Below are 22,128 nucleotides of genomic sequence, written 5' to 3'. Positions count from 1 at the left end.
CCGGCTACTCTTGCTGTCCCCCATGGAATTCCGGCATCAGTTCCACAGGATACCCATGGGTATGGAGCAGATAGGTGACGATCCGGCTGGCAGCCTGCCCATCCCCATAGGGATTGACAGCTTCTGCCATGGACCGGTAATATTTTTCATCGTTCAGAAGACGGCAGGTGGCAGCATACACATCTTCCTTCCCAGTGCCGATCAGTTTCACTGTACCGGCGGCAACAGCCTCCGGGCGTTCCGTTGTACTGCGCAGCACCAGGACTGGTTTGCCCAAAGCAGGAGCCTCTTCCTGGATGCCGCCGGAATCCGTCAAAACAATATCTACCCGGGCCATCAGGTTGGCAAAAGGTTCATACTCCATAGGTTCCAGCAGATGGACCCGATCCATTTTCCCCAAGACCGCTTCTGCTACTTCCCGCACTTTGGGATTCTTGTGCATGGGGAAGATGGCTTCCGCCTGGGGATTGTCCTTCAGGACTTCTTTCAAGGCCTGGTAAACATGGCGCATGGGCGCGCCCAGATTCTCTCTCCGATGGGTAGTCATGAGGATCAGTTTATGGTCAGAACGGATGGCTTCCTCCAGTTTGGGATTATGGAAGTCGAAAGAATCCTTCACCGTAGCCTGGAGGGCGTCGATCACCGTATTCCCGGTTACATAGATACTATCCTCTTTGATATTTTCCTTCAGGAGATTGGCCTTGGCATTAGCCGTCGGTGCAAAATGGAAGTCTGTGATGGCTGCCGTTAGTTTCCGGTTCATCTCTTCCGGGAACGGAGAATATTTGTTCCCCGTCCGGAGCCCCGCTTCCACATGGCCCACAGGGATCTGCTTGTAGAAAGAAGCCAGCGCACCCACAAAAGTAGTCGTGGTATCCCCATGGACCAGGACCAGATCAGGCTGTGCCTGTTCCAGGACTTCCTTCAGGCCCATCAAGGCCCGGCTGGTCACATCATACAAAGTCTGGCCTGCGGTCATGATGTTCAGATCATAATCCGGTTTGATCTGGAACAAGTCCAGCACTTGATCCAGCATTTCCCGGTGCTGGGCTGTCACCGCAACGATGGGCTCCAGCATATCCGGATACTTTTTCATTTCCAGTACCAGCGGGCACATCTTGATGGCTTCCGGACGGGTACCAAAAATCGTCATGACTTTCAATTTGTTCATTTTCCTTCGCCCCTATTTCATGATCTATCCTGTAAAATTCCTATTTTCCGAGCACCAATGAAAATCACTGCCAGCAGGAATACCAGCAGCGCAATGGCATAGATCCCCTCCATTTCTGTCAGGAGCACCGCCGTAAGGCAGAGCCCTGCACTGATCAAATACATGAAAATCACAGCCTGCCGCTGACTGAAGCCCATGGCCAGCAGACGATGATGGATATGGCCTTTATCCGGGCTGAAGATCGGCCGCCCGTTTTTATAACGGCGTACAATGGCAAACGCTGTATCCATGATGGGAAGGCCCAACGCAATGGCAGGGACCAGCAGGGCAATGGTAGCTGCACTCTTCACCGCTCCAAAAATGGAGATGGCCGCCAGCATATACCCCAGGAAAAGGCTCCCTGTGTCCCCCATGAAAATGGTAGCCGGATTGAAATTATACCGGATGAAGCCGATGATGCCCCCCGCCAGAGCCGCCGTCAGGACAGCCACCGGATACAGCCCCTGCTGCAGGGCCACCATGATGATGGTGACAGAGGCAATGGCAGATACACCGGCTGCCAGGCCATCCAGTCCATCGATCAGATTCACCACGTTGGTAAAGCTGACGATCCAGAACACGGTAAAAGGGATGGAAAGATAATTCAAATAAAAATAGCCGCCCCAGGGATTGTTGAGCCACTCGATCCGGATCCCGAAGCAGACCGGGACCAAGGCTGCCACAATTTGGCCGACCAGCTTGACTTTCGCTGCCAGCTGGAACATATCATCCAAAATCCCTACGATGGCGATCACCGTGCCGCCCAACAAGATCCCCACCACATCCCGGGTCAATTCCATGCTGACGACAGCAGCTGCCATGAACCCAAGATAAATAGCCAGGCCTCCCATCCGTGGCATGATCCGATGATGGACTTTCCGTGCATTGGGGCGGTCCACTGCTCCGATGCGGAATGCCAGTTTCTTCACAAAGGGTGTCAGGACCCAGCTGATGATCAGCGATATGCTCAATGCCAGTAAATATGTCTTCACAAAACAAGCCTTTCTGCGGATTTCCCGCCCAGGGAAAATCTATTTTCCCTTTTCTCGGTGATATTATCCTACTTTTTCACTCATACAGATTTATTATAGTACAGTTTGGGAAAATCTACAATTTCTTCCCCTGCTCCTTGGGGACAATTTTACCATATTTTCTTGTTTCAATCCTGTCATTTCGGTTTACAGTCCTTCTGTCACGTGATAAACTGAAGACCATCGGAGGTGTTTCTATGGATGAACTGATCCAGCTGTTCACGGTATTTGCCCGTATCGGAGCCGTCACATTCGGAGGGGGCTATGCCATGCTCCCCATTCTCCAGGCAGAGGTCGTGGAAAAATACCATTGGGCTACCGAGGAGGAACTAGCCGATTATTATGCTGTGGGACAGTGTACCCCTGGCGTCATCGCCGTCAATACGGCCACTTTCATCGGGATGAAGAAAAGAGGGATCCCTGGCGGGATCGTCGCTACCTTAGGCGTAGTCTTCCCTTCTCTGGTGATCATCACGGTGATTGCTGCTTTCCTTTCCAATTTTTCCCAGATCCAATTCGTCAAAGATGCCTTTGCCGGCATCCGGGTCTGCGTCTGTGTGCTGATCTTCAATGCTATCAAGAAGCTGGCTAAAGGAGCCCTGGTGGATAAACTGACCTGTCTGCTGTTCCTAGCGGTCATGGGGATCAACTTATTCTCCACCCTTTCTCCTGCCTGGCTGGTTGTCTTTTCCGGAATGGTTGGCCTGGCAGCAAAAAAAGCAGGAGGTGCATTGTAATGGGGCTTTTCTTCCACCTTTTTTGTGAATTTTTTAAGATCGGGCTGTTCGCCATCGGCGGAGGCATGGCTACTATCCCGTTCCTGACTAAACTCTCAGCTGCTACGGGCTGGTTCACAGAGACGGACCTGCTGAACATGATCGCCGTCTCTGAATCCACACCTGGTCCCATCGGAGTCAATACGGCTACCTATGTAGGGTATCATATCACCGGCCTTTCCGGGGCTGTGATCGCAACCTTGGGCCTTATCACTCCTTCCGTCATCGTGATCATCATCGTTTCCCAGTTCTTGAAGAAATTCGGAGACAGCAAATATGTCAAAGCCGTAATGTACGGACTGCGGGCCGCTTCCGCCGGTCTGATCGCTGCAGCCGGGTTCCTGGTCGCCCGGGTCACCCTGCTCCATCCCGAAGCCTGGAAAACGGGAAACATGGCTGGGCTGCTGAACCTGCCCTCCATCTTGCTGGCTGTGATCCTGTTCCTGCTCACCAACCGATACAAAAAAATCCATCCCATCGCCTTCCTGGCCGCTTCGGCTGTGGTAGGGGTGGTATTCCATTTTGCGGGGTAAGGAAAAGAGGGGATGTTGCATGTCTTGTGCAACATCCCCTTCGTCATACGTCAGTCGTCATGCGCTTTATGACAGGCTGTTGCTTATGCAACAGCCTCCTTTTTTTTGCGTTCCATATACCGCAGCCGCAGGCTCAGGAAGGCGGCGGAGAAGAAAATACCGGTGATGAGCCCCAGCCAATAACCGTCCGGGCCCTTGTGGAGCCCGTGGTCCAGGAACAACCCAAAGGGCAGGGCAATGCCCCAATAAGCCGCCAAAGCGGAATAAAAAGTGGCCTTTACATCCTTGTAGCCCCGGAGGACACCCTGGATGGGCGCAGCCGTGCTGTCAAAGAATTGGAAGGCTACGGCAAAGGTCAGGAAGTGCATGATGGGATCCATCAGATTCAGATCCGCCGTATAGAGCCGGGCAATCAGCCCTCTGCCCAGGAACAGACAGCAGCCGAAGAAAGCCCCGATCAGGATGTTAGACAGCCGTCCCGTATCTGCATAGGCCTTGGCCTGAACAAAATCCCGGGCTCCCACATAGGCTCCTACGATGATGGTCAGTGACAGGGAAAAACTCAGGGGCACCATGTACAGCATATTGCAGAAACTCATGGCCGCCTGGTTGGCTGCCACCACCACGGTCCCGAACCGGGATACCAGCAGGCATTCCACTCCGAAGAAGCTGGTTTCCAAGAAGATGGCTAACCCCATGGGGATGCCGATGCGCAGATGTTCCCGGATATGGCGGAATGAAAAACCGGAAGTCCGGAATACATGAAAATCTCGGAATACCTGCAACCGGATCACCAGGAAAGCGAAGGAGAGGAAGAGCAGCCAGCAGGTGATGGCCGTCCCTACTCCGGCTCCCGGACCTCCCAGGGCCGGAGCTCCCATTTTGCCGAAGATAAAGATATAGTTCATACAGGTATTCACCGGCATGGTCAAGATGAAGAGCCGCATGGTCATCTGGGTATATCCCATGGTGTCCACAAAGGAACGGAGGATATTGGCACAGAATAAAGGTAGGATGCCCCAGGCTACGAAGCCTAGGTACCGGAAAGCTACCGTCCTGACTTCCGGATCCAGGCTCATGGTGTCCAGAATCCTAGGCAGCAACTGGGAACCGGCCCCGATCACCGTCACGGCCAGGGCACAGGCCAGGGCCAGACCACTGGCCACAGCTCCGGAAATCTTCTGGAACTGCCGTGCTCCCCGGTAGTTGGCCACGATAGGGGTCAAAGCCTGGAGGATCCCATTGAGCCCGGTGAACACCGGCATCCACACATTGGTGCCGATGGCTACCCCGGCCAGTTCAGAGGTCCCGGCATGGCCGCTCATCACCGTATCGAAAAGGCTCATCCCCGTGATACAGAGCTGGGTGATCAGGATGGGGATCATCACTCCCAGGATCTTCTTCAGACGGGAACGGAAAGTACCGGTTCCCGTAAACGTCATTGCAGTCAACCAATCAACTCCTACCTCATAAACTCGATATGCCTCTTTACATAGCCGTACATGATGTAGTTGGCCAGGGCATCCTTTTCTTCCGTATCCGGCTTCTCTTCATCCAGGGTAGCCACGAAACTCCGGTCAGCCGAATAATAATAAGCTTTGCCGCCAAAATACCCCAGAGCATAGGGATGAGGCACTGTCTGGAGCAGGTCCCGCCCCAAAAATTCCGGAGGCACCGGCTGCCCCAGCAGGGTCAGCAGAGTAGGAGCCATATCCTGCTGGCTGGCATACATGGATCCGTCCAGTTCTGCCAGCGGCGCCAGGTTCTTCGAAATGAAGATCACCGGAATGGGGGCCACGCTCTGCTTGTCCTGAGGATTGCTCACCAGGGTCTTATATTCCCCGCCAGAATGGGGATTGTGGTCAGCTGTCACGATGAACAAGGTCCGGTCATCCATCAGCCCCTGTTTGGAAGCTTCTTCGAAGAAATGTTGGATGGTCTTATCCACCCAGTACATGCCGCAAACGGTAGCAGTCCCGTTATCCCGTACATCTTCCGGCATCTCCGCATAGGTATATCCGTAATAGGGATAGGGCTGATGCATGTCCAGGGTCTTGCACACCAGGAACAGCTTCTGGCCACGATGTTCCGCCAGGGTCTTCAGGGCCACATCATACATGACGTCGTTGTGGAAGCCCCAGCCGCTGGCCCCCTTGTACCCCATGTTCCCCAGATCTTCTTTCGCCAGATAGTGTTCCATCCCAAACTGGGCAGGATATTCCCGGTATTCATTGGCATAGTACCGGCTGGAAGCATTGATGAAATACCCTGCATAACCGGCCTGCTGGAGGCTCCGGAACAGGGAGGGCTGCCGCTCGCCGGGCAAGTCCTTGTCGTAGACCAGCTGGGACCGGAAAGTAGCATTGAGTCCCTGGGTGGTAGGTACAGCAGAGGAATAATAATGATCGATCCGGGGATATTTTTTCAGCAGGGAATCCAGATAAGGCGTAGCATCCGCCGGGATGCTGGGGTTGTAATGATGGAGGTAGTCACGGTGGACGCTTTCCAGGATCAGCATCACCACCCGGTCGTAAGCCGACTGCTTCCGGGGTACGATTTTCTGTTTGGGCAGGATCCCCAGTTCTTCCAGAGCAGCCTTGTCCTTCTCCGACAGGGTCCGTTCCTGGTATTTCCAGGGATCATGGACCACCTTGTCGGTTTTGAAGAAAGCTTTGTGGAAGAAGTTCACGTTGATGGGATAGGCCACCATGGCCCGGGTGGGCTTCCGGCTTTTTTCCATATCCACTTCGATATCCAGTCCGCTCACACTGTCCGCCGCATGGTAGACCCCTTCCGCCAGCAGCAGGTAGGATCCGTTGAGTCCCAGGGCAAACAGCACCACGCACAAAAGGGACCAGGGCAGATTGGGTTTCTGCCGCCGGGGCCGGCTGACCCGGAACAAGGGGATGAACGCCAGCAAGACCGCTCCGATCAGCCCCAGCTGCCAATTCTCTGTAGTGCTCAGGATCCCTTTGGCAGCATAGATATTCAAGTTGTCGAATAAGACGCTCTCCACATGCATGGAGGTATTCCAGAAATAGATCCCGTCCCCCAGGATCAAGATACAAGTCACATAGTAGACCAGGAAATAGACGGCCTTCAGGATCCGGTTGGGCCAGTGATGGTAGCACATGGCCGCCAGGAGCACCAGTACGATGTTATTGAACAGTCCGGCCAACACGGAAAGAGTCGTCATGAAACCAGGATCTAGTTCCAGATAAGATACCATGAAGAAGGCATCTGCTAGATACAGGACTCCCGTGACCACCACAGGGAAATACCGTTTCACCCGGTCCCGGATTCTCCGGTGCTGGACATACAGGAAGATCACCACCCAGGAAAGCAGCAGATCCCGGCAGAAATAGTTCAGGGTATGATACCAGAATTCAGCCCAGGGAAATGGGACAATCTCTTTGAGGAAATTCCAGCGGTAATAGGCTTCCGCTGCAAAACACAGGAGCAGGATCACTCCATAAATCACTTTCTTCTTCACTGGCAGCCTCTCAAGAAATAAACTCTAAGGATTTAGGTAGCAGCATCAGGGACAGGGGAGAATTGACCACTGCATCCCCATCCAGCTCTGCTGCGAATTTCTTCACATTGCAGCGGATATCCACCTGTTGCGCCGGATAGATTTCCACACTTTTGTCCAAGGTCAGCATATCTGCGGCGATCAGCGCCGTATATCGGAGGAAATCCACACATCTGCCCTTGGTGAAGAGACAAACATGCATGGTGGGATTGGACAGAGACCCGCCATTGACCAGAGAAAAACGTCCCGCATAATACCGGCTCTTGGTCACGATGACCGAGCTGGCCTGATGCCAGACCCCATCTCCGTTGATCATCACCTGGAACCGGTATTTCCAGTTGTGGAGGAGCATTTCATTCCCCAGCACCCGTCCGCTCTGGCGCACATAGGCCAAAGTAGAAAGGTATTTCTTCTCTTTGGGGGTCACCTGCTGCACCACCATGGAATCCACCCCGATCCCGGCTACTGTCAGGAATATCCGGTCGTTGGCCCGCCCTAGGCAGACCGGCGTAGTCACCCCTTTGGAGACCCGGTACATCCAGTTGTGGACGTCGGTTTTCTGCATTAGTTCCTTGGCCACCAGATTCACCGTACCAGCCGGATAAATGCTCACATAAGGCCAATAATCCTGATCCACACATTCTTCCACTAGAGCCCGAAGGGTTCCATCCCCACCGGCTACGATGACCCACTGGATCTTTTCGGCACAGATTTTTTTCCCTACAGCCTGGGTTTCTGCAAAAGTACCCACCGTCACGTACTGGAAACGTTCTGACCCATACAGCCGCATGAGCTGCCGGGCAATGCTTTCCACATTGTTGTGGATCCCGTTGAAAAAATTCTGCTTTCCAGAATTATGGTTGTGGACCAGGATGACTCTTTGGAAAGCGTTGATATCTACTTTATGACGCAGCATGATGATCTCCTATGATTTCCTTTTATTTAGCATAAATCCATTTCTTCCTGGAAAAATAGTTCCAAATGGTCACCAGCGCTGAAGCTGCCACCTTTGACTCCATCACCGGGAAGCCCAGCCCTCCCACAAAGATCCGCATCAGCAGCACATTAAATACCAGCCCCAGGGTAGAAACCACCAGGACCAATGAGAATTCCTTGCTTTTGCTGTACCGCACTCCGCTGGTAAAGACCCAGATATTCGTAGCCACATAGTGACATACTGTAGAGCAGAGATAGGCCGCTGCTGTTGCCAGGAGATAGTTCCACCCCCAGCAGCGGTTGAACAGATAGACCAGTCCCCACTCAAACAAAGCAGCCGTGCCCCCGATGCATAGATAACAGAGGACACGGATCTTTTCATTCTTTGATTTTTGCAGCATTTCAGTGCCCCATCAGCTGGTAGAGCAGCATCAGCACCACCCCAGGGACGCCAAAAAAGCCGGCCACCAGAGCGGAGATGAAATGGATGGGGATCGTAATGCCGAAGATTCCACCCAGCAGGTTGAACATCCACAGCAGGACCACCCCGCAGATACCGTTCCACAACAGCTTCAGGGAAAGAGAAAACATATTGATGACCAGGAACAGGACAACCAGTGCTGCCCCTCCTGCCAGCCATATTTCCATGATATTCGACCGCCTTTCCAGAATTTGCCGTCTTGCGGCTGCCTTGGAAGGATTAGATTTCCCGCCGGTTCTCCAGAGCCTTGTACAAGGTCAGTTCGTCAGCGTACTCCAAATCGCCGCCCACCGGAAGTCCGTGAGCGATCCGGCTCACTGTGATTCCCGTAGGACGGATCAGCCCCGCCAGATAATTGGCCGTAGCCTCTCCTTCCACATCAGAATTGGTGGCAATGATGACTTCCTTTACATCGCCCTTCTGGAGCCGGAGCAGCAGCTCCCGGATCTTCAGCTGATCCGGTCCCACGCCATCCAAAGGAGACAGGACCCCATGGAGCACATGGTACAGGCCCTGGTACCCCCGGGTCCGTTCCATGGCCGCTACATCCTGAGGCTGTTCCACCACGCACACCAGGCTCCGGTCCCTTTCCTTGTCCTGACAGATTTCGCACAGATCCCCTTCGCACAAGTCGAAACACTGGTGGCAGAGATGGACATGGTCCTTCACATCCAGCAGGGCATGAGCCAGGGCTTCCACATCTTCCCGCTTCATATCCAGCACATGATAGGCCAGACGGAGGGCCGATTTGGAACCGATTCCCGGCAGTTTCCGCAGCAGTTCATGGAGCCGTGCCAGAGGTTTTACCATCCGCATGCCCGGAACCGTCCTTTAGAACATCCCGGGCAGTTTCAGTCCTCCGGTGACTTTGCCCAGTTCTTTTTCCGTCATTTCATCTACTTTTTTCATGGCATCATTGACAGCCGTGACGATCAGGTCTTGGAGCATTTCCACATCTTCTGGATCCACGGCGTCCGGGGACAGGGTCAGACTGACCAGGTTCTTGTTCCCGTTGACCACGGCTTTGACAGCCTCTCCGCCGGCAGTACCTTCCACTTCCCGTTCTTTCAGTTCTTCCTGGAGTTTCGTCATCTCGCTCTGCATCTTCTGGACTTTTTTCAACATGCCCTGCATGCCGTTCATAGCCATTCCACCTTTAAACATTCTGTTTCCTCCTCATAGTTCCTATCGTTTTTTCTTACTCTTTATAGACTTCACCGCCAAAGACCTGCATGGCTTTTTTCACGCCTTCAGGGAGTTCCCTTTTCTTTACAGGCTGTGGGGTGGGATCGGCTGCTGTAGCTGCTATCTGGGGTTCCTGGCTGCCCGATGCCAGGGGAGGTTCCGCTTCGACCGGCGGTTCGGAGGGCAAGGGGATGCTCTCTTCCGGAGAAGCTGTCGGATACGATACCGTCTCTGCAGGAGCAGGAGCCTTTTCCCTGGGTTTATGCAGAGAGATTTCCCCCTCCTGCTGAACCACCTGGAGCCGGACAGCCTCTCCCGTAGTTTCTTTCAGGATGTCTTGGATCAGTGTCTTGAAAGCCGAGTCCTCCAATCTTTCCTTTTCGAAGGAAGAATTGACCGCCAGGAGCAGTTCCCGGTCCTGATAATCGGCCACCCGAGCCATTTCTGCATAGACCAAGAAGGTCCGTTTCCGCCGCCGCTTCAAGCCCTGGAGCACCTGCTGCCAGAGCTGTTCTCCCAAAGCCCGGCCACTGCCGTCGAAGCAGGGTCCCTGGCCAGTATCGGGTCCAGTGGCTGCCAGTCCGGGGCGGGAGACCGGAGCCGGGCGGGAAGCCGGAACCCCTGCCGCCGGAGCAGCCGGCTGGCTGGGCCTTTTTTCTTCCTTTCGGACTGCAGCCGCCATCCGGGCAAAGGCAGCCCGTGGATCCTTGGACTGCTGCGCAGCAGCCGGGACAGGTTCCCGGCGAACCGGAGAAGCAGAGCGTGCTGCTGGCGCCGGCTGGACGGCCATAGGAGCCGGAGCGGATTGGACGGGGACAGCTTGACGGACTGCCGGCGCCACTGGAAGCCCTCCCTGTTCCAAAGCCGCCACCTGTTTTTCCAGGCTGTCGATCCGAGCCAGGAGAGCTGCTTCGGTATTCCCTCGATTCTGACACAGATCGAACAGACACAGTTCTCCCACGATCTTTTTCCGCAGGGAATACTTGCTTTCTTTCACGGCTTCATGGAGCCGCTCCACAGCAGCGATGATTTGGCTGGAAGTAAAAAGGGACGCCGTCTGTTCCAAGGCTTCCCGGGTATCCGTCAGATAGATTTCCTGGTATTCCCGGTCTGCCTGGAACAGCAGCAGGGCACGGAAGTATTCCATCATTTCCCCCAAGATCTGCTCCGTTTCCTTTCCCTGTTCCAAGAGCTGCCCCAGCGTATCCAAGGCGCCGGCCAAGTCCTTATGGCCGATCCGGATGATCAATTCCCGGAGCTTTTCCCGCCCTACCAGGCCCAGGACCTGGCGGACCGTCTCTTCCGTCACCCGATCGGCCATGATGCTGCACTGGTCCAAAAGGCTCAGGGCATCCCGCAGTCCTCCGTCTGCCTGGATGGCCATCAGGCGCAGGGCTTCCGGTTCCGCCTGGATATGGCTGCCCTCGGCCACTTTGGCCAAATGAGCCGCGATCTCATCCACCGTAGCCCGGCGGAAATCGAACCGCTGGCACCGGGACAGGATGGTATTGAGGATCTTCTGGGGCTCCGTGGTAGCCAGGATGAATACCACATGTTCCGGGGGCTCTTCCAGGGTCTTCAGCAGGGCATTGAAAGCATCGGTGGTGATCATATGGACTTCATCGATGATGTACACTTTGTACCGGCTGGAAACCGGCGCAAAATAGACTTGTTCCCGGATCTTCCGGATCTCATCGATACCCCGGTTGGAGGCCGCATCGATTTCGATGACATCGCCTGATGTCCCCTCCGTGATTTCCCGGCAGTTCTCACACTGGTTGCAGGGATGGGGTGTAGGCCCCTTCTCACAGTTCAGGGCTTTTGCCAGGATCCGCGCCGTACTGGTCTTTCCGGTGCCCCGCGGGCCGGCAAACAGATAAGCATGGGAAATCCTCCCTGTTTCCAGGGCATTGGTCAGGGCTTTCTTGATGGGAGCCTGTCCCACCAGATCATCGAAATCCTGGGGACGCCAGGTACGGTATAATGCAACGTAAGCCATCTTTCCCATCCTTTCTGTTTTGATCCTTTGCTATTATACCTTGTTTTTGGCTGGGACTTCAACTAGATTCTGAAAATCTCCCAAAAAACATCTTGACAACAGATTGTAAATTCGATATACTGTTACTCGCGGTTGTCGTTCAGACGGCTGTACAAACTGAATAGCTGTACATCAGCAATTCAACCTGGAGAGTTGTCCGAGTGGTTGAAGGAGCACGCCTGGAAAGCGTGTATACGGGGTAACCGTATCGAGGGTTCGAATCCCTCACTCTCCGCCATTTTATCCAATCAGCTGCGTCGTGCGGCTTTTATTTTTCCGGCGGACTGCAGGAGTGGGTCCTGCGCAATGGAGGCCTGTGAATCTTGTCAGGTCCGGAAGGAAGCAGCAATAAGCAGATACCCCCATGTGCCGCAGGGGTGCCTGCCCCTGCAGCCCGCCGGGAAAATAAAGAAAAAAGACTGTTGCCCGCGCAACAGTCTTTTTTTGTCGCGGGCCGTGAGTCGCGGGCTTGTTGCTACAGCCCAAAGATCCGGTTTTCCAAATTTCATTCGATTTTCCCTTATCATTCTATAGAAAAGGAACAACCGGGTTGAACTTCCAAGCTCGTGACCCGTGACTCGCGGCCCGTGACTGGGGGTGTGAATTCTTTCACACCCCCTTTTTTAGTACACTTCCAATACCTTTCCGGGATTCAGGATATCCAGCGGATCCAGAGCCTTTTTGATGGTTTCCATCATATACAGCTCTCCCGGATCCGCCAGCCGGGCCAGCTGCTCCACTTTCTTGGCCCCGATACCATGTTCTCCGCTGAGTTTCCCGCCCATGGCATAGATGTACTGATAGGCTTTTTCATGGAAAGCCCCCAGAGCCTGTTCCCATTCCGTATCGGACAGTTCTCCCTTCAAGATAGCGAAGTGGAGATTCCCGTCCCCTGCATGGGCCAGGGTGAACACTCGGAAGGGGTATTTATTGGCTTCCGCGGACAGGGCATCGATGGCCTGGGCGATTTTATCCAGAGGGACCACGAAATCATCGCTGGTCATGACTTTGCTCAGCACCCGGGTAGATTCCAGACAATTCTTCCGCAGGGTCCATACCCGGTCATCGGCCACCCGCACATCCGCTGCCCCATGGCTCCGGCACAGTCCGTCCAATTTGAGCAGTTTTTTGTCCAGTTCCTCTTCGTCAAAACATTCCAAGGTCAGTATCACATAGGAGCCATCCTCGTAATGGCCTAGGTTCAGCTGGGAATAGTCGCTGGCAGACCGGACAAAGGCATTATCCATGAATTCTACGCTGGTGGGGTCCAGCCCTTCCCGCAGCAGGACAGGTACGATGCCCGTAGCCTTGGCCTGATCAGTGAAGATGGCCAGCACATCGGCTTTATAGGGAGCCAGAGGCAGCAGTTTCAAGGTCACTTCCGTGATGATTCCCAGGGTCCCTTCACTGCCGATCACCAGCTGATCCAGACAGTAACCAGTGGAGTTCTTTTTGCACCGGGTCCCCAGGCGGGCGATCTGCCCGTTGGGCAACACCACTTCGACAGCGTGGACCTGACTCCGGGTAGTGCCATAGCGTACGGCCTTGTCGCCGCCAGCATTGGTAGCCAGGTTGCCCCCGATCAGGCAGCTGTCAGCACTGCAGGGATCCCCGGCATAGAAAAGGCCCTTTTCCCTGGCGGCCCGCTGGACATCCAGGGTACGGACGCCAGCCTGGGCTACCAGATACATGCCCTCCGGATCCACTTTGAGGATCTTATCCATCCGTTCCATCAGGAGCACCAGTCCTCCACACACGGGGATGGCTCCGTCGGACACGCTGGTCCCTCCGCTCCGAGGCGTTACCGGGAACTGTTCCCGGTTGGCCAGTTTCAGGATTTCAGCGATTTCTTCTGTGGAGCCAGGGGAAACCACCGCTTCTGGCAGATGGAACTTCCGGGGATCGGTCTCTTCGTCGGTTTTATATTGTTCCAGATGTTCCGGATCCGTCCAGACATACTTCTCTCCTACAATGCTGCGCAGTTCAGCCAGGACTTCCCCGGTAATGGGTTGATACGTTTTCATGCTTCTTTCCTTCCTTTGCGAGCCAATGGCCCCTGCATTTTTTATAGTAAAAAGGGGCTGCTGCATGCGCAGCAGCCCCCATGGCTGGCGGATGGGGAGGGATTCGAACCCTCGGTACCTTGCGGTACACTTGATTTCGAGTCAAGCACCTTCGACCACTCGGACACCCATCCATGAGAGTTTTATTATACCATACTTAGCGCCGTGCTTTCAAAAAATCCTGTAAAATTTTTCGGCAATCCGATTCCAGAACCCCTGCCGTGACCTCCGTCCGGAAATTCAGGGACCCATGGGCCGGCAGGTTGAACTGGGACCCGCAAGCCCCTGCTGCACTGTCCCAGGCCCCATATACCACCCGTCCCAGGCGGGCATTCCAGATGGCTCCGGCGCACATGGGACAGGGTTCCAAGGTCACATACAGAGTGACATCACTGAGCCGCCAGCGCTGGAGCAGCTGGCAGGCTTGCCGGATTACCAGGATCTCTGCATGGGCCGTGGCATCCCGGTCCTGTTCCCTGCGGTTGTGATCCTGGGCCAGCACCTGCCCCTCCCGGACCAAGACGGCCCCCACGGGGATTTCTCCTTCCCGGGCCGCCTGCCGGGCTTCTTCCAGAGCCATTTCCATGAAGTGCACATCTGAGCGCGCAGCTAGGCAGCTCCCTGTGATCCGGTCCATCCTAATCCCTCCTACTCCCTCTTGGTCAGCTTGTGCAGGTCATAAGGCGTATCCTGGTACACCACGTTCAGCCAGTTCAGGTAGAACAGATGGGCATAGCTGCACCATTTGAACAGAGGTTCCTGGGTGGTATCGTCGGTGGGATAGTAATGTTTGGGCAGAGACGGTTCCAGTCCTTTCTCCCGATCCCGGACGTATTCATCCCGCAGAGTCATCCGATCGTATTCGAAATGACCCATGACGAAGATCCGGCGCAGATCGGCTGTAGCACAGATGTTGATGCCGTTTTCCACGCTGCGGCTGAGCACCTGGAGATCCGAGGTGCTGTACACTTTGGCGTCGTCCACCGTGGTATACCGGGATTGAGGAATGAAATAGCGGTCATCGAAGCCCCGGAGCAACGGATGGTTCCGGACAGTCAGGCCATAGGGATAGATACCACAGAGTTTCTGGGGGAACATGATCTTTGGTACGTCATAATAATAGTACAAGCCGGCCTGGGCGCCCCAACAGTAATGGAGCACGGAATACACATGAGTCCGGGCCCATTCCAGGTATTCTTCGATTTCTCCCCAGTATTCCACCTCTTCGAATTCCATTTTTTCCACAGGGGCCCCGGTAACGATGAGACCATCGTAATACCGATCCTGGACATCGCTGAATTCCAGATAGGCGGATTCCAGGTAGGAATTATCCGTATGGGTCCCCACCCGGCTCACCGGCCGGCAGAAGTCGATTTCCAGCTGCAGGGGAGAGTTGCCCAAAAGGCGCAGCAGCTGCAGTTCCGTAGGCTTTTTCAAGGGCATCAGGTTCAGGATCAGGATTTTCAAAGGACGGATGTCCTGGGTCATGGCCCGGTCGTTATCAATGGTGATGATATTCTCTTCCCGCAGTTTTTCCTTAGCGGAAAGGTGGCTGTCGATTTTGATTGGCATTGCGCTCACTCCTTTATTCATCCATAAAAAAAAGCTCCCGCCCCTGCAGGGACGAAAGCATCGTGGTACCACCCGGCTTCGCCTGGCGAACCAGGCCTCTCGAGCACACGAAGATTCGGATGCTCCAGTGCGGTAACGGGCACTCCCGGATGACCTACTGCTGTTCAATCATCTGCTCCAAGGCCATGTTCCCCTTTTCCGCCGCTCTTCCTTGCACCCAGGTGGAAGCTCTCTGTGCCGGCTTGCAAAAGGTACTCTTCTTTTCATCGCAGGTCTGTCTGTTAAATTGCTTTCAATTTATCACAGAAAAATCCATTCGTCAAGTTTTTCCTCCCCTTGCATTTCCAGAGGATCAGCCGTATACTGAGGGTAGTATTTATGTTGTTATAACAACGGAGGAAAATGATGGATACTGCATTCCTGGCCCAAACGGCCTTATTTAAAAATGTCCCCCCCACAGAGATCGAAGTCCGGATGCACTGTCTGGGCGGTACGGTCCGTTCTTATCAAAAAGGTTCCTACATCCACTATGCGGGAGATGTAGTCCATACGGTCAGTATGGTCCTTTCCGGGAAAGTCATCATTGAAAACGATGATCTATGGGGCAACCGGAATCTCCTAGGACAGATCGGCCCCGGTGAGCTCTTTGCGGAAGCCTATGCCTGCGCAGAAAACGAACCTCTGCTGATCAATGTGCTGGCAGCAGAAGATACCACTGTCCTGATGATGGACCTTTCCAAGGTGTTCCACACCTGTTCCCGCAGCTGTCCCCAGCACCAGCAGATCAGCGACAACCTGCTCCACATCCTGGCCCGGAAGAATCTGTCCCTTTCCCGGCGGATCCTCCATACTTCTTCCAAATCCATCCGGGGACGGGTGCTTTCCTACCTGTCTTTCCTAGCTGCCCAGCAGAAGAAAAAAATCATCACGGTCCCCTTCAACCGGCAGCAGATGGCGGACTATCTGAGCGTAGACCGGAGTGCTCTCAGCAACGAACTGAGCAAGATGCAGAAAGAGGGCATCCTGGAATACCACAAGGAAAGCTTCAAGCTGCTGAAAGAGGAGTAAAATGCTGTCAATGGTCAATGATCAATGGCCGCTGGATGCCGGCTTTCTGTTCTGCCGGCGCTGAATGAAAAGGAGCGATATTGTCATGAAACAAATGGAGCTTACAGGAGAAATCCTGCCGGGGATCCCGGTGGAGGTGCATCCTTTTCCGCCTTTCCTGCCGGCAGGGGCCCGGGTGCTGATCCTGGGGACTTTTCCTCCTGCAGCGGAAAAACGGGCTATGGATTTCTATTACCCCAATTTCCAGAATGACATATGGCGGATCATAGGAATGGTGTATTTCAAAGACCCGGACCACTTCCGGAAAGGGCAGGCCAAGGCTTTTGATGCCGCAAAGATCAAGGCCTTCCTAAGCCAAGCCGGGATCGCCCTGGGGCCCACTGTGCTCCGGGCCCAGCGGCAAAAGGGCAATGCCTCGGATAAATTCCTCCATGTGGTGGAAGAAGCGCCGCTGGCCGCCATGCTCCAGCAGATTTCCAGCTGCCATCAGCTGATCACCACCGGAGAAAAAGCCACAGAAATCGTCCTCCACCAATGCATCAATCCCCCTAAACTGCCCCGGACCGGGACCTCCCTTCCCATTGTCCTGGATGGACGGGAACTGCTCCTGACCCGCCTGCCTTCCACCTCCCGGGCCTATCCCATGAAGCTGGAGAAGAAGGCGGAGATGTATGGGGCGGTGCTGCTCCAGGCAGCACCGCCGGTCAGCAGTCAATGGTCAACTGTCAGCGGCCAAAAGAAAAAAGCAGATTGAGCATGCCGCTCAATCTGCTTTTTTGATGTCCACAACGACGATTTCCGGTTTGGGACCGATGCGGATGGGGACGCCCCAGAGGCCATAGCCGCTGGACACCGTAGCCAGCATCCGTCCTACCATTTCGGAACCGTAATCCAGGAAGTACATTTTCCGGGTGATCAGCCGATTGGGAGCCATCTGCCCTGCATGGGTATGGCCGGCGAAATACAGGTCATATCCCTGGTCGGCCGCGTCCTGGATCCGCCGGGGTTCATGTTCCATAAAGACATTGAATTTGCCCTTTTCCGGCTGGAAAGCAGCCTTTCGGTCCCCGAACAGATAATCATCCATCCCAGTCAGGCTGAGCCAAGGATTCACCGCCCGGTTCTCATCCACGGCAAAACGGATGCCTTCCGATTCCAGAAGAACCCGCTCCACCATTTCCGTCCCCATCCTCTTATCATGGTTGCCATAAACAGCGTACACCCCGTCCCGGCTCTGGAGCCGGGCCAAAGGAGCCAGGCTGCCTTCCTGCTGGAGAAAAGGAAGGTCGCCGTCCACCATATCCCCTCCCAAAAGGACCAGGTCAGGCTCCAGGCCGTTGATCCTCCGGACCAGGGTTTCTCCATAGGATGTCCCGAAAAGACCGCCGAAATGGAGGTCCGACACAAAGACGATCCGGTAAGGATCCGGAATGGGTTTATCCGTCACATACTCCAAATTCCTGACCACTGGATGGAGAGCCTGCCAGCAGCCTCCCAGGATCAGGCAGACTATGCCTACAGAAAGGACCTGCACCACCCGAGGGGCCAACAGCGGCCAGCGGCCCAGTTTCCCCAGCAGCAGAGCCGGCAGGAACAGACACAGCCCCAGCACCGAATAATAGAGGAAGCCCATCCAAAGGCCGCCGGTCCAGGCCAGGAAACGGATAGCTGGCCGAGGCAGGGCATGGAGATATACATTGCTGAGGACGAAACATAGTGGCATCAGCAGGAATACCCCAAGAGTCCAGAAGGGACGCAAAAAAGACAGGCCTGTCCGGTACATGGCCCAAATAGCCGCCGAACCGCCCAGGCCTATAAGGAGCAGCGTCATGAAAAAAGATTTCACCCTACGATCATCCCTTTAGAAAAAAGTTTTCCCTGCCCAGAAAGACACACTGGCTGCCACAAGGCCCAAGGTGTTCTGGAGCAGCAGATACAAGAACCCCGTCATATGATCCCCGTGGAGAAAGAAATGCAGTCCTTCCTTGATAAAGGAAGAAAAGGCCGTGAAGCCGCCGATGAATCCCCAATACAGCAGCATGGCCCACCGAGGATGCGGGAATTTAGTATACAGAAAGGCGGCAAAGAACCCCACCAGGATACAGCCGAAGGTATTCACGAAGACCATTTCCCAAGGAAAATGATTGCTCCAGACTCCTTTCAGGGCTGCGGCCACCAGGTATCTGGCCACAGACCCCAGGGCACCCCCCAGGGCCACATAAAGCAGCAGCAGTGCATCTTGTTTCCACATCATAAACTTGTCCCCCTCATAAAAATACCAGTAAAAATCACGCCTCCCAGCTGCACCCTTTTTCCCCTGATTTGAAAAAACGGGCGCTGAATCCATTCCCAGCGTCCTTCTATATTATTATGATAGTAAAAACGATGTATTTTGTCAATTCATTTGATTATCTGCAGGATTGATTGACTTTCTGACTTTTCCTGTTCTTTCCTGCTATTTAAGGACTTTTCCCCTGGAAACATTGCGCCTGACCGGGGACAACGGTATAATGACAGTATTATGAAAGAAAATAAGATACCCTTCAAACTCAAAGAAAATATCGAACTGACCGTCACCGGATTGGGCAGCTCAGGGGAAGGAGTGGGCAAAGTCAGCGGCTTTACCTTCTTTGTCCCCGGCGCTCTTCCCGGGGAACGGATCCAAGCTCAGGTGACCCTGCTGAAAAAGAGTTACGGCCAGGCTAAGCTGCTGAAGCTGCTGGTCCCCTCTCCTGATCGGGTAAAGCCCCCTTGTCCCGTTTATGCCCAGTGTGGCGGCTGCCAGCTCCAGCATCTGTCCTATCCAGCCCAGCTGGCCCTGAAACGCCAGACCGTAGTAGATGCTCTGGAACGGATCGGCCATTTCACCAAGCTCAGTGTCCAGGAAACCTTAGGGGCAGAAGACCCTTGGCATTACCGGAATAAAATGCAGGTACCAGCCGCCCAGGGACGGAACCATACCTTGGCCATCGGCTGCTATGCCCAGGGCACCCATCGGGTCATCGATGTGAAGGACTGCCTGATCCAGCAGCAGGCCAACAACCGGATCGTCCAAACGGTCCGGTCCTGGATGGAAAAATACCGGATCCCGGCATTGGAAGAAGATGCCCGCCGAGGCATCGTCCGCCACATCATGGGCCGGGTCGGCGTCCAGACCGGGGAAGTGATGGCCGTACTGGTGACCAACGAACCCCAGGTCCCCCATCTGAAAGACTTGACCTCCTTGCTCCGCCAAGAAATCCCCGGCTTCACCACCCTGGTCCAGAACATCAATACCCGCCACACCAATGTGATCATGGGACCGAAAAACAAAATCATCTGGGGTCCTGGAGTGATCCACGACAAACTGGGGAAATTCACCTTCACCATCTCGCCCCATTCCTTCTTCCAGGTGAATACCCTCCAGGCGGAAAAGCTTTACGAAACTGCCCTCCAGTATGCAGCCCTTACCGGAAAGGAGAAGGTCATCGACGCCTACTGCGGCACAGGCACCATCACTCTGTTCCTGGCCCAGAAGGCCCAGCGGGCCCTGGGCATCGAAATCGTGGAACCGGCCATCCGGGATGCCCGGCAGAATGCCCGGGACAATCAGGTAGCCAATGTGGACTTTTTATGTGGCGATGCAGCCAAAGAGATGCCGGAACTGGTCCGCCAGGGCAGCCGTCCCGATGTAGTGGTCCTGGATCCGCCCCGGGCCGGCTGTGAACAACGGGTGTTGGAAGCCATTGCCAAAGTCCGCCCCCAGCGGGTGGTGTACGTTTCCTGCAATCCGGCCTCCCTGGCCCGGGATGCAGCCATTCTCCGGGACAAAGGCTTTGTGGTCCGGAAGGTCCAGCCCGTGGACATGTTCCCCCACACCAGCCATGTGGAAACTGTCTGTCTGCTGACGCTGCGGTAAAGGGAGGAATCCGCTATGCCACTTCTCTGTTGTGACTACAGAATTCCTTCACGAAATCTAGTCTGTAGCGAATACGTTTACCGTATTGGTTCTTTTCACTACAATTGGCATAAAGAAATCGAACTGTTGCTGATTTTAAAGGGTCGAGTAGATGTGAGTAGCAACGGTCATTTATATACCTTGGAAGAAGATGACCTTCTTCTTATCAATTCCTTAGCCGGTCACGCCACGCTAGCTCGAGATTTGAACAGTACTGCGCTTTTACTCCATATCAATCCGGATTTTTTTACCCAATACGGAACAGAATTTCAGCATTTGGTTTTTGCCCTTTATACGGACAGCACCAATAGAAACAAAAAAAAATTTCTGGAAATCCGAAAAATTTTAGCAGAGATGCTACTTCACCAGTATAAGGAACCAAACACATTCTCCTTGTATTTTGACGGATATTTTTTCTATCTGATGCTACTTCTAGTCAAGCATTTTATCACTTTCAATACAAAAGAGAACGTTTCTATAACATCTCGTAATATGACTAGACTCCACCAATTCACGGAATATCTGAACACCCATTACAGGGAAAACATTTCCTTGGAAAGCGCAGCCCGATTTTGGGGCTACAATCCTAGTTACGTATCTCAGCTTTTCAAGAAGACAATCGGGCTCAATTTTTACGATTACCTTCGCCGTAAACGACTGCGGGAGGCTACTCGAGAATTGGATCGGACAGATAAAAAGATTATGGAAATCGCCTATGACAACGGTTTTCAGAATCTAAAATCCTTCAACAATTATTTCCGGGAAATTTTCGGTCGTTCCCCTTCTGACTACCGTAACTTTCTCCAGCACGTCACTTTCCGAGACACAGAAAACTATCAAAAAAAATACGTAGAAGATACGGACCTAGAAATCATGGAAAAACTCCGAAGTTATAAATAATCTGCAAACAAATTATTTCAGAAAATCTAAAAAATATACCAGTCGATATTTTAGATAAAGTTTGTCTGTTTTTTCAAAACAAAAGCAGACAAACTTTTATTTTTGCTGGGATTTTTATCTAATAAGTGGTATATTTTTTAGTTTTTTTCTTTATCTTTTACTAAAGAGCTGAGTATAATCTTCTATGATTTCTGATAAATTTGTAAAGTTATGAAAAGAATTTTTTGTTCTTTCCTTGCATAATAGAAGCATCAATCAACAGGGAGGTGTCTTCTATGAGTAGTCTAGTTATCTGTGTCATCATCTTCGTGCTGTCCATGTTATGTTTTGCTTGGAATAAATTTCCTATGGGTGTCACGGCCCTCAGCACTATGATGATACTAGTCTTCACCGGCTGCTTGAAAGCAAAAGATGCTCTGGCCGGTTTTGGCAATGCCAACAATATCGTTATCATCACAATGTTCATTGTAGCAGCTGGGTTAAACCGCACCCGCTTCATTGATAGTCTATCTGCTTATATTGTTCGCATTTCCGGTGGTTCTTTTAAAAAAGCTTATCTAGGCTATTTGCTAATTGCCTTTTTGCTTACTAATTTTCTCAACAGTCCTCTGGCGGTTTTCAGTATTGTCTTTCCTATGTGCTATGTAATGTCGGAATCTTTTCACATCAGTCCCTCAAAAACTATGTATCCTCTGTCTGTAGTCTGCATAGTCTGCTGCTGCGCCCTACCATTGAGTGCAGTCAAGTCCATATTTGTGTGTAAATTTCCTTTAGGTATTCAAAACACTATGCTGCCGCCATATTTTGCTGCCGGATAGCGGCTCTTCTCAGTTCAGACGGCGTATTAGATGCCATCATCTCCGCAT

The 22,128-nt window shown here is 53.3% G+C and carries 22 protein-coding genes, 2 tRNA genes, 1 other RNA gene and 1 other annotated feature; of the genes, 9 read left to right on the top strand and 16 right to left on the bottom strand.

Features of this window, described 5'->3' with window-relative positions; genetic code table 11:
- Positions 1–4: 4 nt before the first annotated feature.
- Complete coding sequence (gene wecB / locus ACTUHY_RS06910) at positions 5–1,171, bottom strand: non-hydrolyzing UDP-N-acetylglucosamine 2-epimerase (RefSeq protein WP_347567761.1); 1,167 nt, start codon at positions 1,169–1,171, stop codon at positions 5–7.
- Between the two features lie 17 nt (positions 1,172–1,188).
- Positions 1,189–2,202, bottom strand: a complete 1,014-nt coding sequence (locus tag ACTUHY_RS06905) for a glycosyltransferase family 4 protein (RefSeq protein WP_442827123.1) — start codon at positions 2,200–2,202, stop codon at positions 1,189–1,191.
- Positions 2,203–2,438: 236 nt separating this feature from the next.
- On the opposite strand from ACTUHY_RS06905, the gene ACTUHY_RS06900 reads away from it, so the two are divergent.
- Together ACTUHY_RS06900 and ACTUHY_RS06895 are read left to right on the top strand one after the other, a co-directional pair.
- Positions 2,439–2,978, top strand: coding sequence for a chromate transporter (locus ACTUHY_RS06900; protein WP_442827122.1), 540 nt, complete (start codon positions 2,439–2,441; stop codon positions 2,976–2,978).
- Positions 2,978–3,550 (top strand): chromate transporter, encoded by a 573-nt coding sequence (locus ACTUHY_RS06895; RefSeq protein ID WP_442827121.1) that lies wholly within the window; start codon positions 2,978–2,980, stop codon positions 3,548–3,550. The genes ACTUHY_RS06900 and ACTUHY_RS06895 overlap by 1 nt, the downstream gene beginning before the upstream one ends.
- A gap of 83 nt (positions 3,551–3,633) precedes the next feature.
- Here ACTUHY_RS06895 and ACTUHY_RS06890 read toward each other — a convergent pair whose 3' ends face one another.
- Genes ACTUHY_RS06890 through dnaX form a run of 8 tightly spaced genes read right to left on the bottom strand, consistent with a single transcriptional unit; the run spans position 3,634 to position 11,683 of the window.
- Entirely contained in the window at positions 3,634–4,992 is a 1,359-nt protein-coding gene (locus ACTUHY_RS06890; RefSeq protein ID WP_442827167.1) for an MATE family efflux transporter, read from the bottom strand.
- Positions 4,993–5,012: 20 nt separating this feature from the next.
- Positions 5,013–7,043, bottom strand: a complete 2,031-nt coding sequence (locus tag ACTUHY_RS06885) for an LTA synthase family protein (RefSeq protein WP_442827120.1) — start codon at positions 7,041–7,043, stop codon at positions 5,013–5,015.
- A 10-nt stretch (positions 7,044–7,053) separates the two neighbouring features.
- Positions 7,054–7,998, bottom strand: coding sequence for a diacylglycerol/lipid kinase family protein (locus ACTUHY_RS06880; RefSeq protein WP_442827119.1), 945 nt, complete (start codon positions 7,996–7,998; stop codon positions 7,054–7,056).
- 22 nt (positions 7,999–8,020) lie between these two features.
- A complete protein-coding gene (locus ACTUHY_RS06875; RefSeq protein WP_278673834.1) occupies positions 8,021–8,419 on the bottom strand; it encodes a GtrA family protein in 399 nt (132 codons plus the stop codon).
- Between the two features lies 1 nt (position 8,420).
- On the bottom strand, positions 8,421–8,666 hold the full coding sequence (locus ACTUHY_RS06870) for a pro-sigmaK processing inhibitor BofA family protein (protein ID WP_442827118.1): 246 nt from the start codon (positions 8,664–8,666) through the stop codon (positions 8,421–8,423).
- 52 nt (positions 8,667–8,718) lie between these two features.
- Complete coding sequence (recR, locus tag ACTUHY_RS06865) at positions 8,719–9,315, bottom strand: recombination mediator RecR (protein ID WP_442827117.1); 597 nt, start codon at positions 9,313–9,315, stop codon at positions 8,719–8,721.
- A gap of 15 nt (positions 9,316–9,330) precedes the next feature.
- The gene (locus tag ACTUHY_RS06860; protein ID WP_022487406.1) at positions 9,331–9,663 is read right to left on the bottom strand and encodes a YbaB/EbfC family nucleoid-associated protein; all 333 of its coding nucleotides are present in this window, start codon (positions 9,661–9,663) and stop codon (positions 9,331–9,333) included.
- A gap of 34 nt (positions 9,664–9,697) precedes the next feature.
- Entirely contained in the window at positions 9,698–11,683 is a 1,986-nt protein-coding gene (gene dnaX / locus ACTUHY_RS06855; RefSeq protein ID WP_442827116.1) for a DNA polymerase III subunit gamma/tau, read from the bottom strand.
- Positions 11,684–11,869: 186 nt separating this feature from the next.
- Between dnaX and ACTUHY_RS06850 the strand changes: the two genes are divergently transcribed.
- Positions 11,870–11,960, top strand: a tRNA-Ser gene (locus ACTUHY_RS06850).
- Positions 11,961–12,012: 52 nt separating this feature from the next.
- Positions 12,013–12,112, top strand: an RNA gene (gene ffs, locus ACTUHY_RS06845) — signal recognition particle sRNA small type.
- A gap of 233 nt (positions 12,113–12,345) precedes the next feature.
- Here the strand turns inward: ffs and ACTUHY_RS06840 are convergent.
- From ACTUHY_RS06840 to ACTUHY_RS06825, 4 genes are all read right to left on the bottom strand, one after another.
- A complete protein-coding gene (locus ACTUHY_RS06840) occupies positions 12,346–13,746 on the bottom strand; it encodes an FAD-binding oxidoreductase (protein ID WP_442827115.1) in 1,401 nt (466 codons plus the stop codon).
- A gap of 85 nt (positions 13,747–13,831) precedes the next feature.
- Positions 13,832–13,919 (bottom strand) — tRNA-Ser (locus tag ACTUHY_RS06835).
- Positions 13,920–13,942: 23 nt separating this feature from the next.
- Positions 13,943–14,422 carry a tRNA adenosine(34) deaminase TadA gene (gene tadA, locus ACTUHY_RS06830; RefSeq protein ID WP_278673840.1) on the bottom strand — a complete coding sequence of 160 codons (480 nt, stop codon included), beginning with the start codon at positions 14,420–14,422 and terminating at the stop codon, positions 13,943–13,945.
- Positions 14,423–14,433: 11 nt separating this feature from the next.
- Entirely contained in the window at positions 14,434–15,357 is a 924-nt protein-coding gene (locus ACTUHY_RS06825; RefSeq protein ID WP_278673841.1) for a homoserine O-succinyltransferase, read from the bottom strand.
- Between the two features lie 44 nt (positions 15,358–15,401).
- Positions 15,402–15,633: a binding site (T-box leader), on the bottom strand.
- A gap of 129 nt (positions 15,634–15,762) precedes the next feature.
- Here ACTUHY_RS06825 and ACTUHY_RS06820 point away from each other — a divergent pair.
- Positions 15,763–16,425 (top strand): Crp/Fnr family transcriptional regulator, encoded by a 663-nt coding sequence (locus tag ACTUHY_RS06820; RefSeq protein ID WP_278673842.1) that lies wholly within the window; start codon positions 15,763–15,765, stop codon positions 16,423–16,425.
- An 85-nt stretch (positions 16,426–16,510) separates the two neighbouring features.
- A complete protein-coding gene (locus ACTUHY_RS06815) occupies positions 16,511–17,179 on the top strand; it encodes a uracil-DNA glycosylase family protein (protein WP_442827114.1) in 669 nt (222 codons plus the stop codon).
- Between the two features lie 9 nt (positions 17,180–17,188).
- Here ACTUHY_RS06815 and ACTUHY_RS06810 read toward each other — a convergent pair whose 3' ends face one another.
- Both ACTUHY_RS06810 and ACTUHY_RS06805 read right to left on the bottom strand, forming a co-directional pair.
- Entirely contained in the window at positions 17,189–18,256 is a 1,068-nt protein-coding gene (locus ACTUHY_RS06810; RefSeq protein WP_442827113.1) for a metallophosphoesterase, read from the bottom strand.
- Between the two features lie 30 nt (positions 18,257–18,286).
- On the bottom strand, positions 18,287–18,679 hold the full coding sequence (locus tag ACTUHY_RS06805) for a fluoride efflux transporter FluC (RefSeq protein WP_278673845.1): 393 nt from the start codon (positions 18,677–18,679) through the stop codon (positions 18,287–18,289).
- A gap of 267 nt (positions 18,680–18,946) precedes the next feature.
- On the opposite strand from ACTUHY_RS06805, the gene rlmD reads away from it, so the two are divergent.
- From rlmD to ACTUHY_RS06790, 3 genes are all read left to right on the top strand, one after another.
- Positions 18,947–20,323 (top strand): 23S rRNA (uracil(1939)-C(5))-methyltransferase RlmD, encoded by a 1,377-nt coding sequence (rlmD, locus tag ACTUHY_RS06800; protein ID WP_442827112.1) that lies wholly within the window; start codon positions 18,947–18,949, stop codon positions 20,321–20,323.
- A 15-nt stretch (positions 20,324–20,338) separates the two neighbouring features.
- Entirely contained in the window at positions 20,339–21,262 is a 924-nt protein-coding gene (locus tag ACTUHY_RS06795) for an AraC family transcriptional regulator (RefSeq protein WP_442827111.1), read from the top strand.
- 275 nt (positions 21,263–21,537) lie between these two features.
- Positions 21,538–22,080 carry an SLC13 family permease gene (locus ACTUHY_RS06790; protein ID WP_442827110.1) on the top strand — a complete coding sequence of 181 codons (543 nt, stop codon included), beginning with the start codon at positions 21,538–21,540 and terminating at the stop codon, positions 22,078–22,080.
- Positions 22,081–22,128 lie beyond the last annotated feature (48 nt).

The sequence above is a fragment of the Acidaminococcus nyctereutis genome (assembly GCF_052216985.1).
Classification (GTDB): domain Bacteria; phylum Bacillota; class Negativicutes; order Acidaminococcales; family Acidaminococcaceae; genus Acidaminococcus; species Acidaminococcus fermentans_A.
The sequence above is the reverse complement of the archived record's forward strand: the minus strand, read 5'-3'. Positions and strand labels throughout refer to the sequence as shown.

Coding starts and splice junctions, on each gene's coding strand:
- ACTUHY_RS06790 (WP_442827110.1), top strand. CDS start 21,538: ATGAGTAGTCTAGTTATCTGTGTCATCATCTTCGTGCTGTCCATGTTA.
- ACTUHY_RS06895 (WP_442827121.1), top strand. CDS start 2,978: ATGGGGCTTTTCTTCCACCTTTTTTGTGAATTTTTTAAGATCGGGCTG.
- ACTUHY_RS06810 (WP_442827113.1), bottom strand. CDS start 18,256: ATGACGCTGCTCCTTATAGGCCTGGGCGGTTCGGCGGCTATTTGGGCC.
- ACTUHY_RS06795 (WP_442827111.1), top strand. CDS start 20,339: ATGCCACTTCTCTGTTGTGACTACAGAATTCCTTCACGAAATCTAGTC.
- ACTUHY_RS06815 (WP_442827114.1), top strand. CDS start 16,511: ATGAAACAAATGGAGCTTACAGGAGAAATCCTGCCGGGGATCCCGGTG.
- ACTUHY_RS06890 (WP_442827167.1), bottom strand. CDS start 4,992: ATGACGTTTACGGGAACCGGTACTTTCCGTTCCCGTCTGAAGAAGATC.
- ACTUHY_RS06860 (WP_022487406.1), bottom strand. CDS start 9,663: ATGTTTAAAGGTGGAATGGCTATGAACGGCATGCAGGGCATGTTGAAA.
- ACTUHY_RS06820 (WP_278673842.1), top strand. CDS start 15,763: ATGGATACTGCATTCCTGGCCCAAACGGCCTTATTTAAAAATGTCCCC.
- ACTUHY_RS06840 (WP_442827115.1), bottom strand. CDS start 13,746: ATGAAAACGTATCAACCCATTACCGGGGAAGTCCTGGCTGAACTGCGC.
- rlmD (WP_442827112.1), top strand. CDS start 18,947: ATGAAAGAAAATAAGATACCCTTCAAACTCAAAGAAAATATCGAACTG.
- tadA (WP_278673840.1), bottom strand. CDS start 14,422: ATGGACCGGATCACAGGGAGCTGCCTAGCTGCGCGCTCAGATGTGCAC.
- wecB (WP_347567761.1), bottom strand. CDS start 1,171: ATGAACAAATTGAAAGTCATGACGATTTTTGGTACCCGTCCGGAAGCC.
- ACTUHY_RS06900 (WP_442827122.1), top strand. CDS start 2,439: ATGGATGAACTGATCCAGCTGTTCACGGTATTTGCCCGTATCGGAGCC.
- ACTUHY_RS06875 (WP_278673834.1), bottom strand. CDS start 8,419: ATGCTGCAAAAATCAAAGAATGAAAAGATCCGTGTCCTCTGTTATCTA.
- recR (WP_442827117.1), bottom strand. CDS start 9,315: ATGCGGATGGTAAAACCTCTGGCACGGCTCCATGAACTGCTGCGGAAA.
- ACTUHY_RS06805 (WP_278673845.1), bottom strand. CDS start 18,679: ATGATGTGGAAACAAGATGCACTGCTGCTGCTTTATGTGGCCCTGGGG.
- ACTUHY_RS06825 (WP_278673841.1), bottom strand. CDS start 15,357: ATGCCAATCAAAATCGACAGCCACCTTTCCGCTAAGGAAAAACTGCGG.
- ACTUHY_RS06880 (WP_442827119.1), bottom strand. CDS start 7,998: ATGCTGCGTCATAAAGTAGATATCAACGCTTTCCAAAGAGTCATCCTG.
- dnaX (WP_442827116.1), bottom strand. CDS start 11,683: ATGGCTTACGTTGCATTATACCGTACCTGGCGTCCCCAGGATTTCGAT.
- ACTUHY_RS06870 (WP_442827118.1), bottom strand. CDS start 8,666: ATGGAAATATGGCTGGCAGGAGGGGCAGCACTGGTTGTCCTGTTCCTG.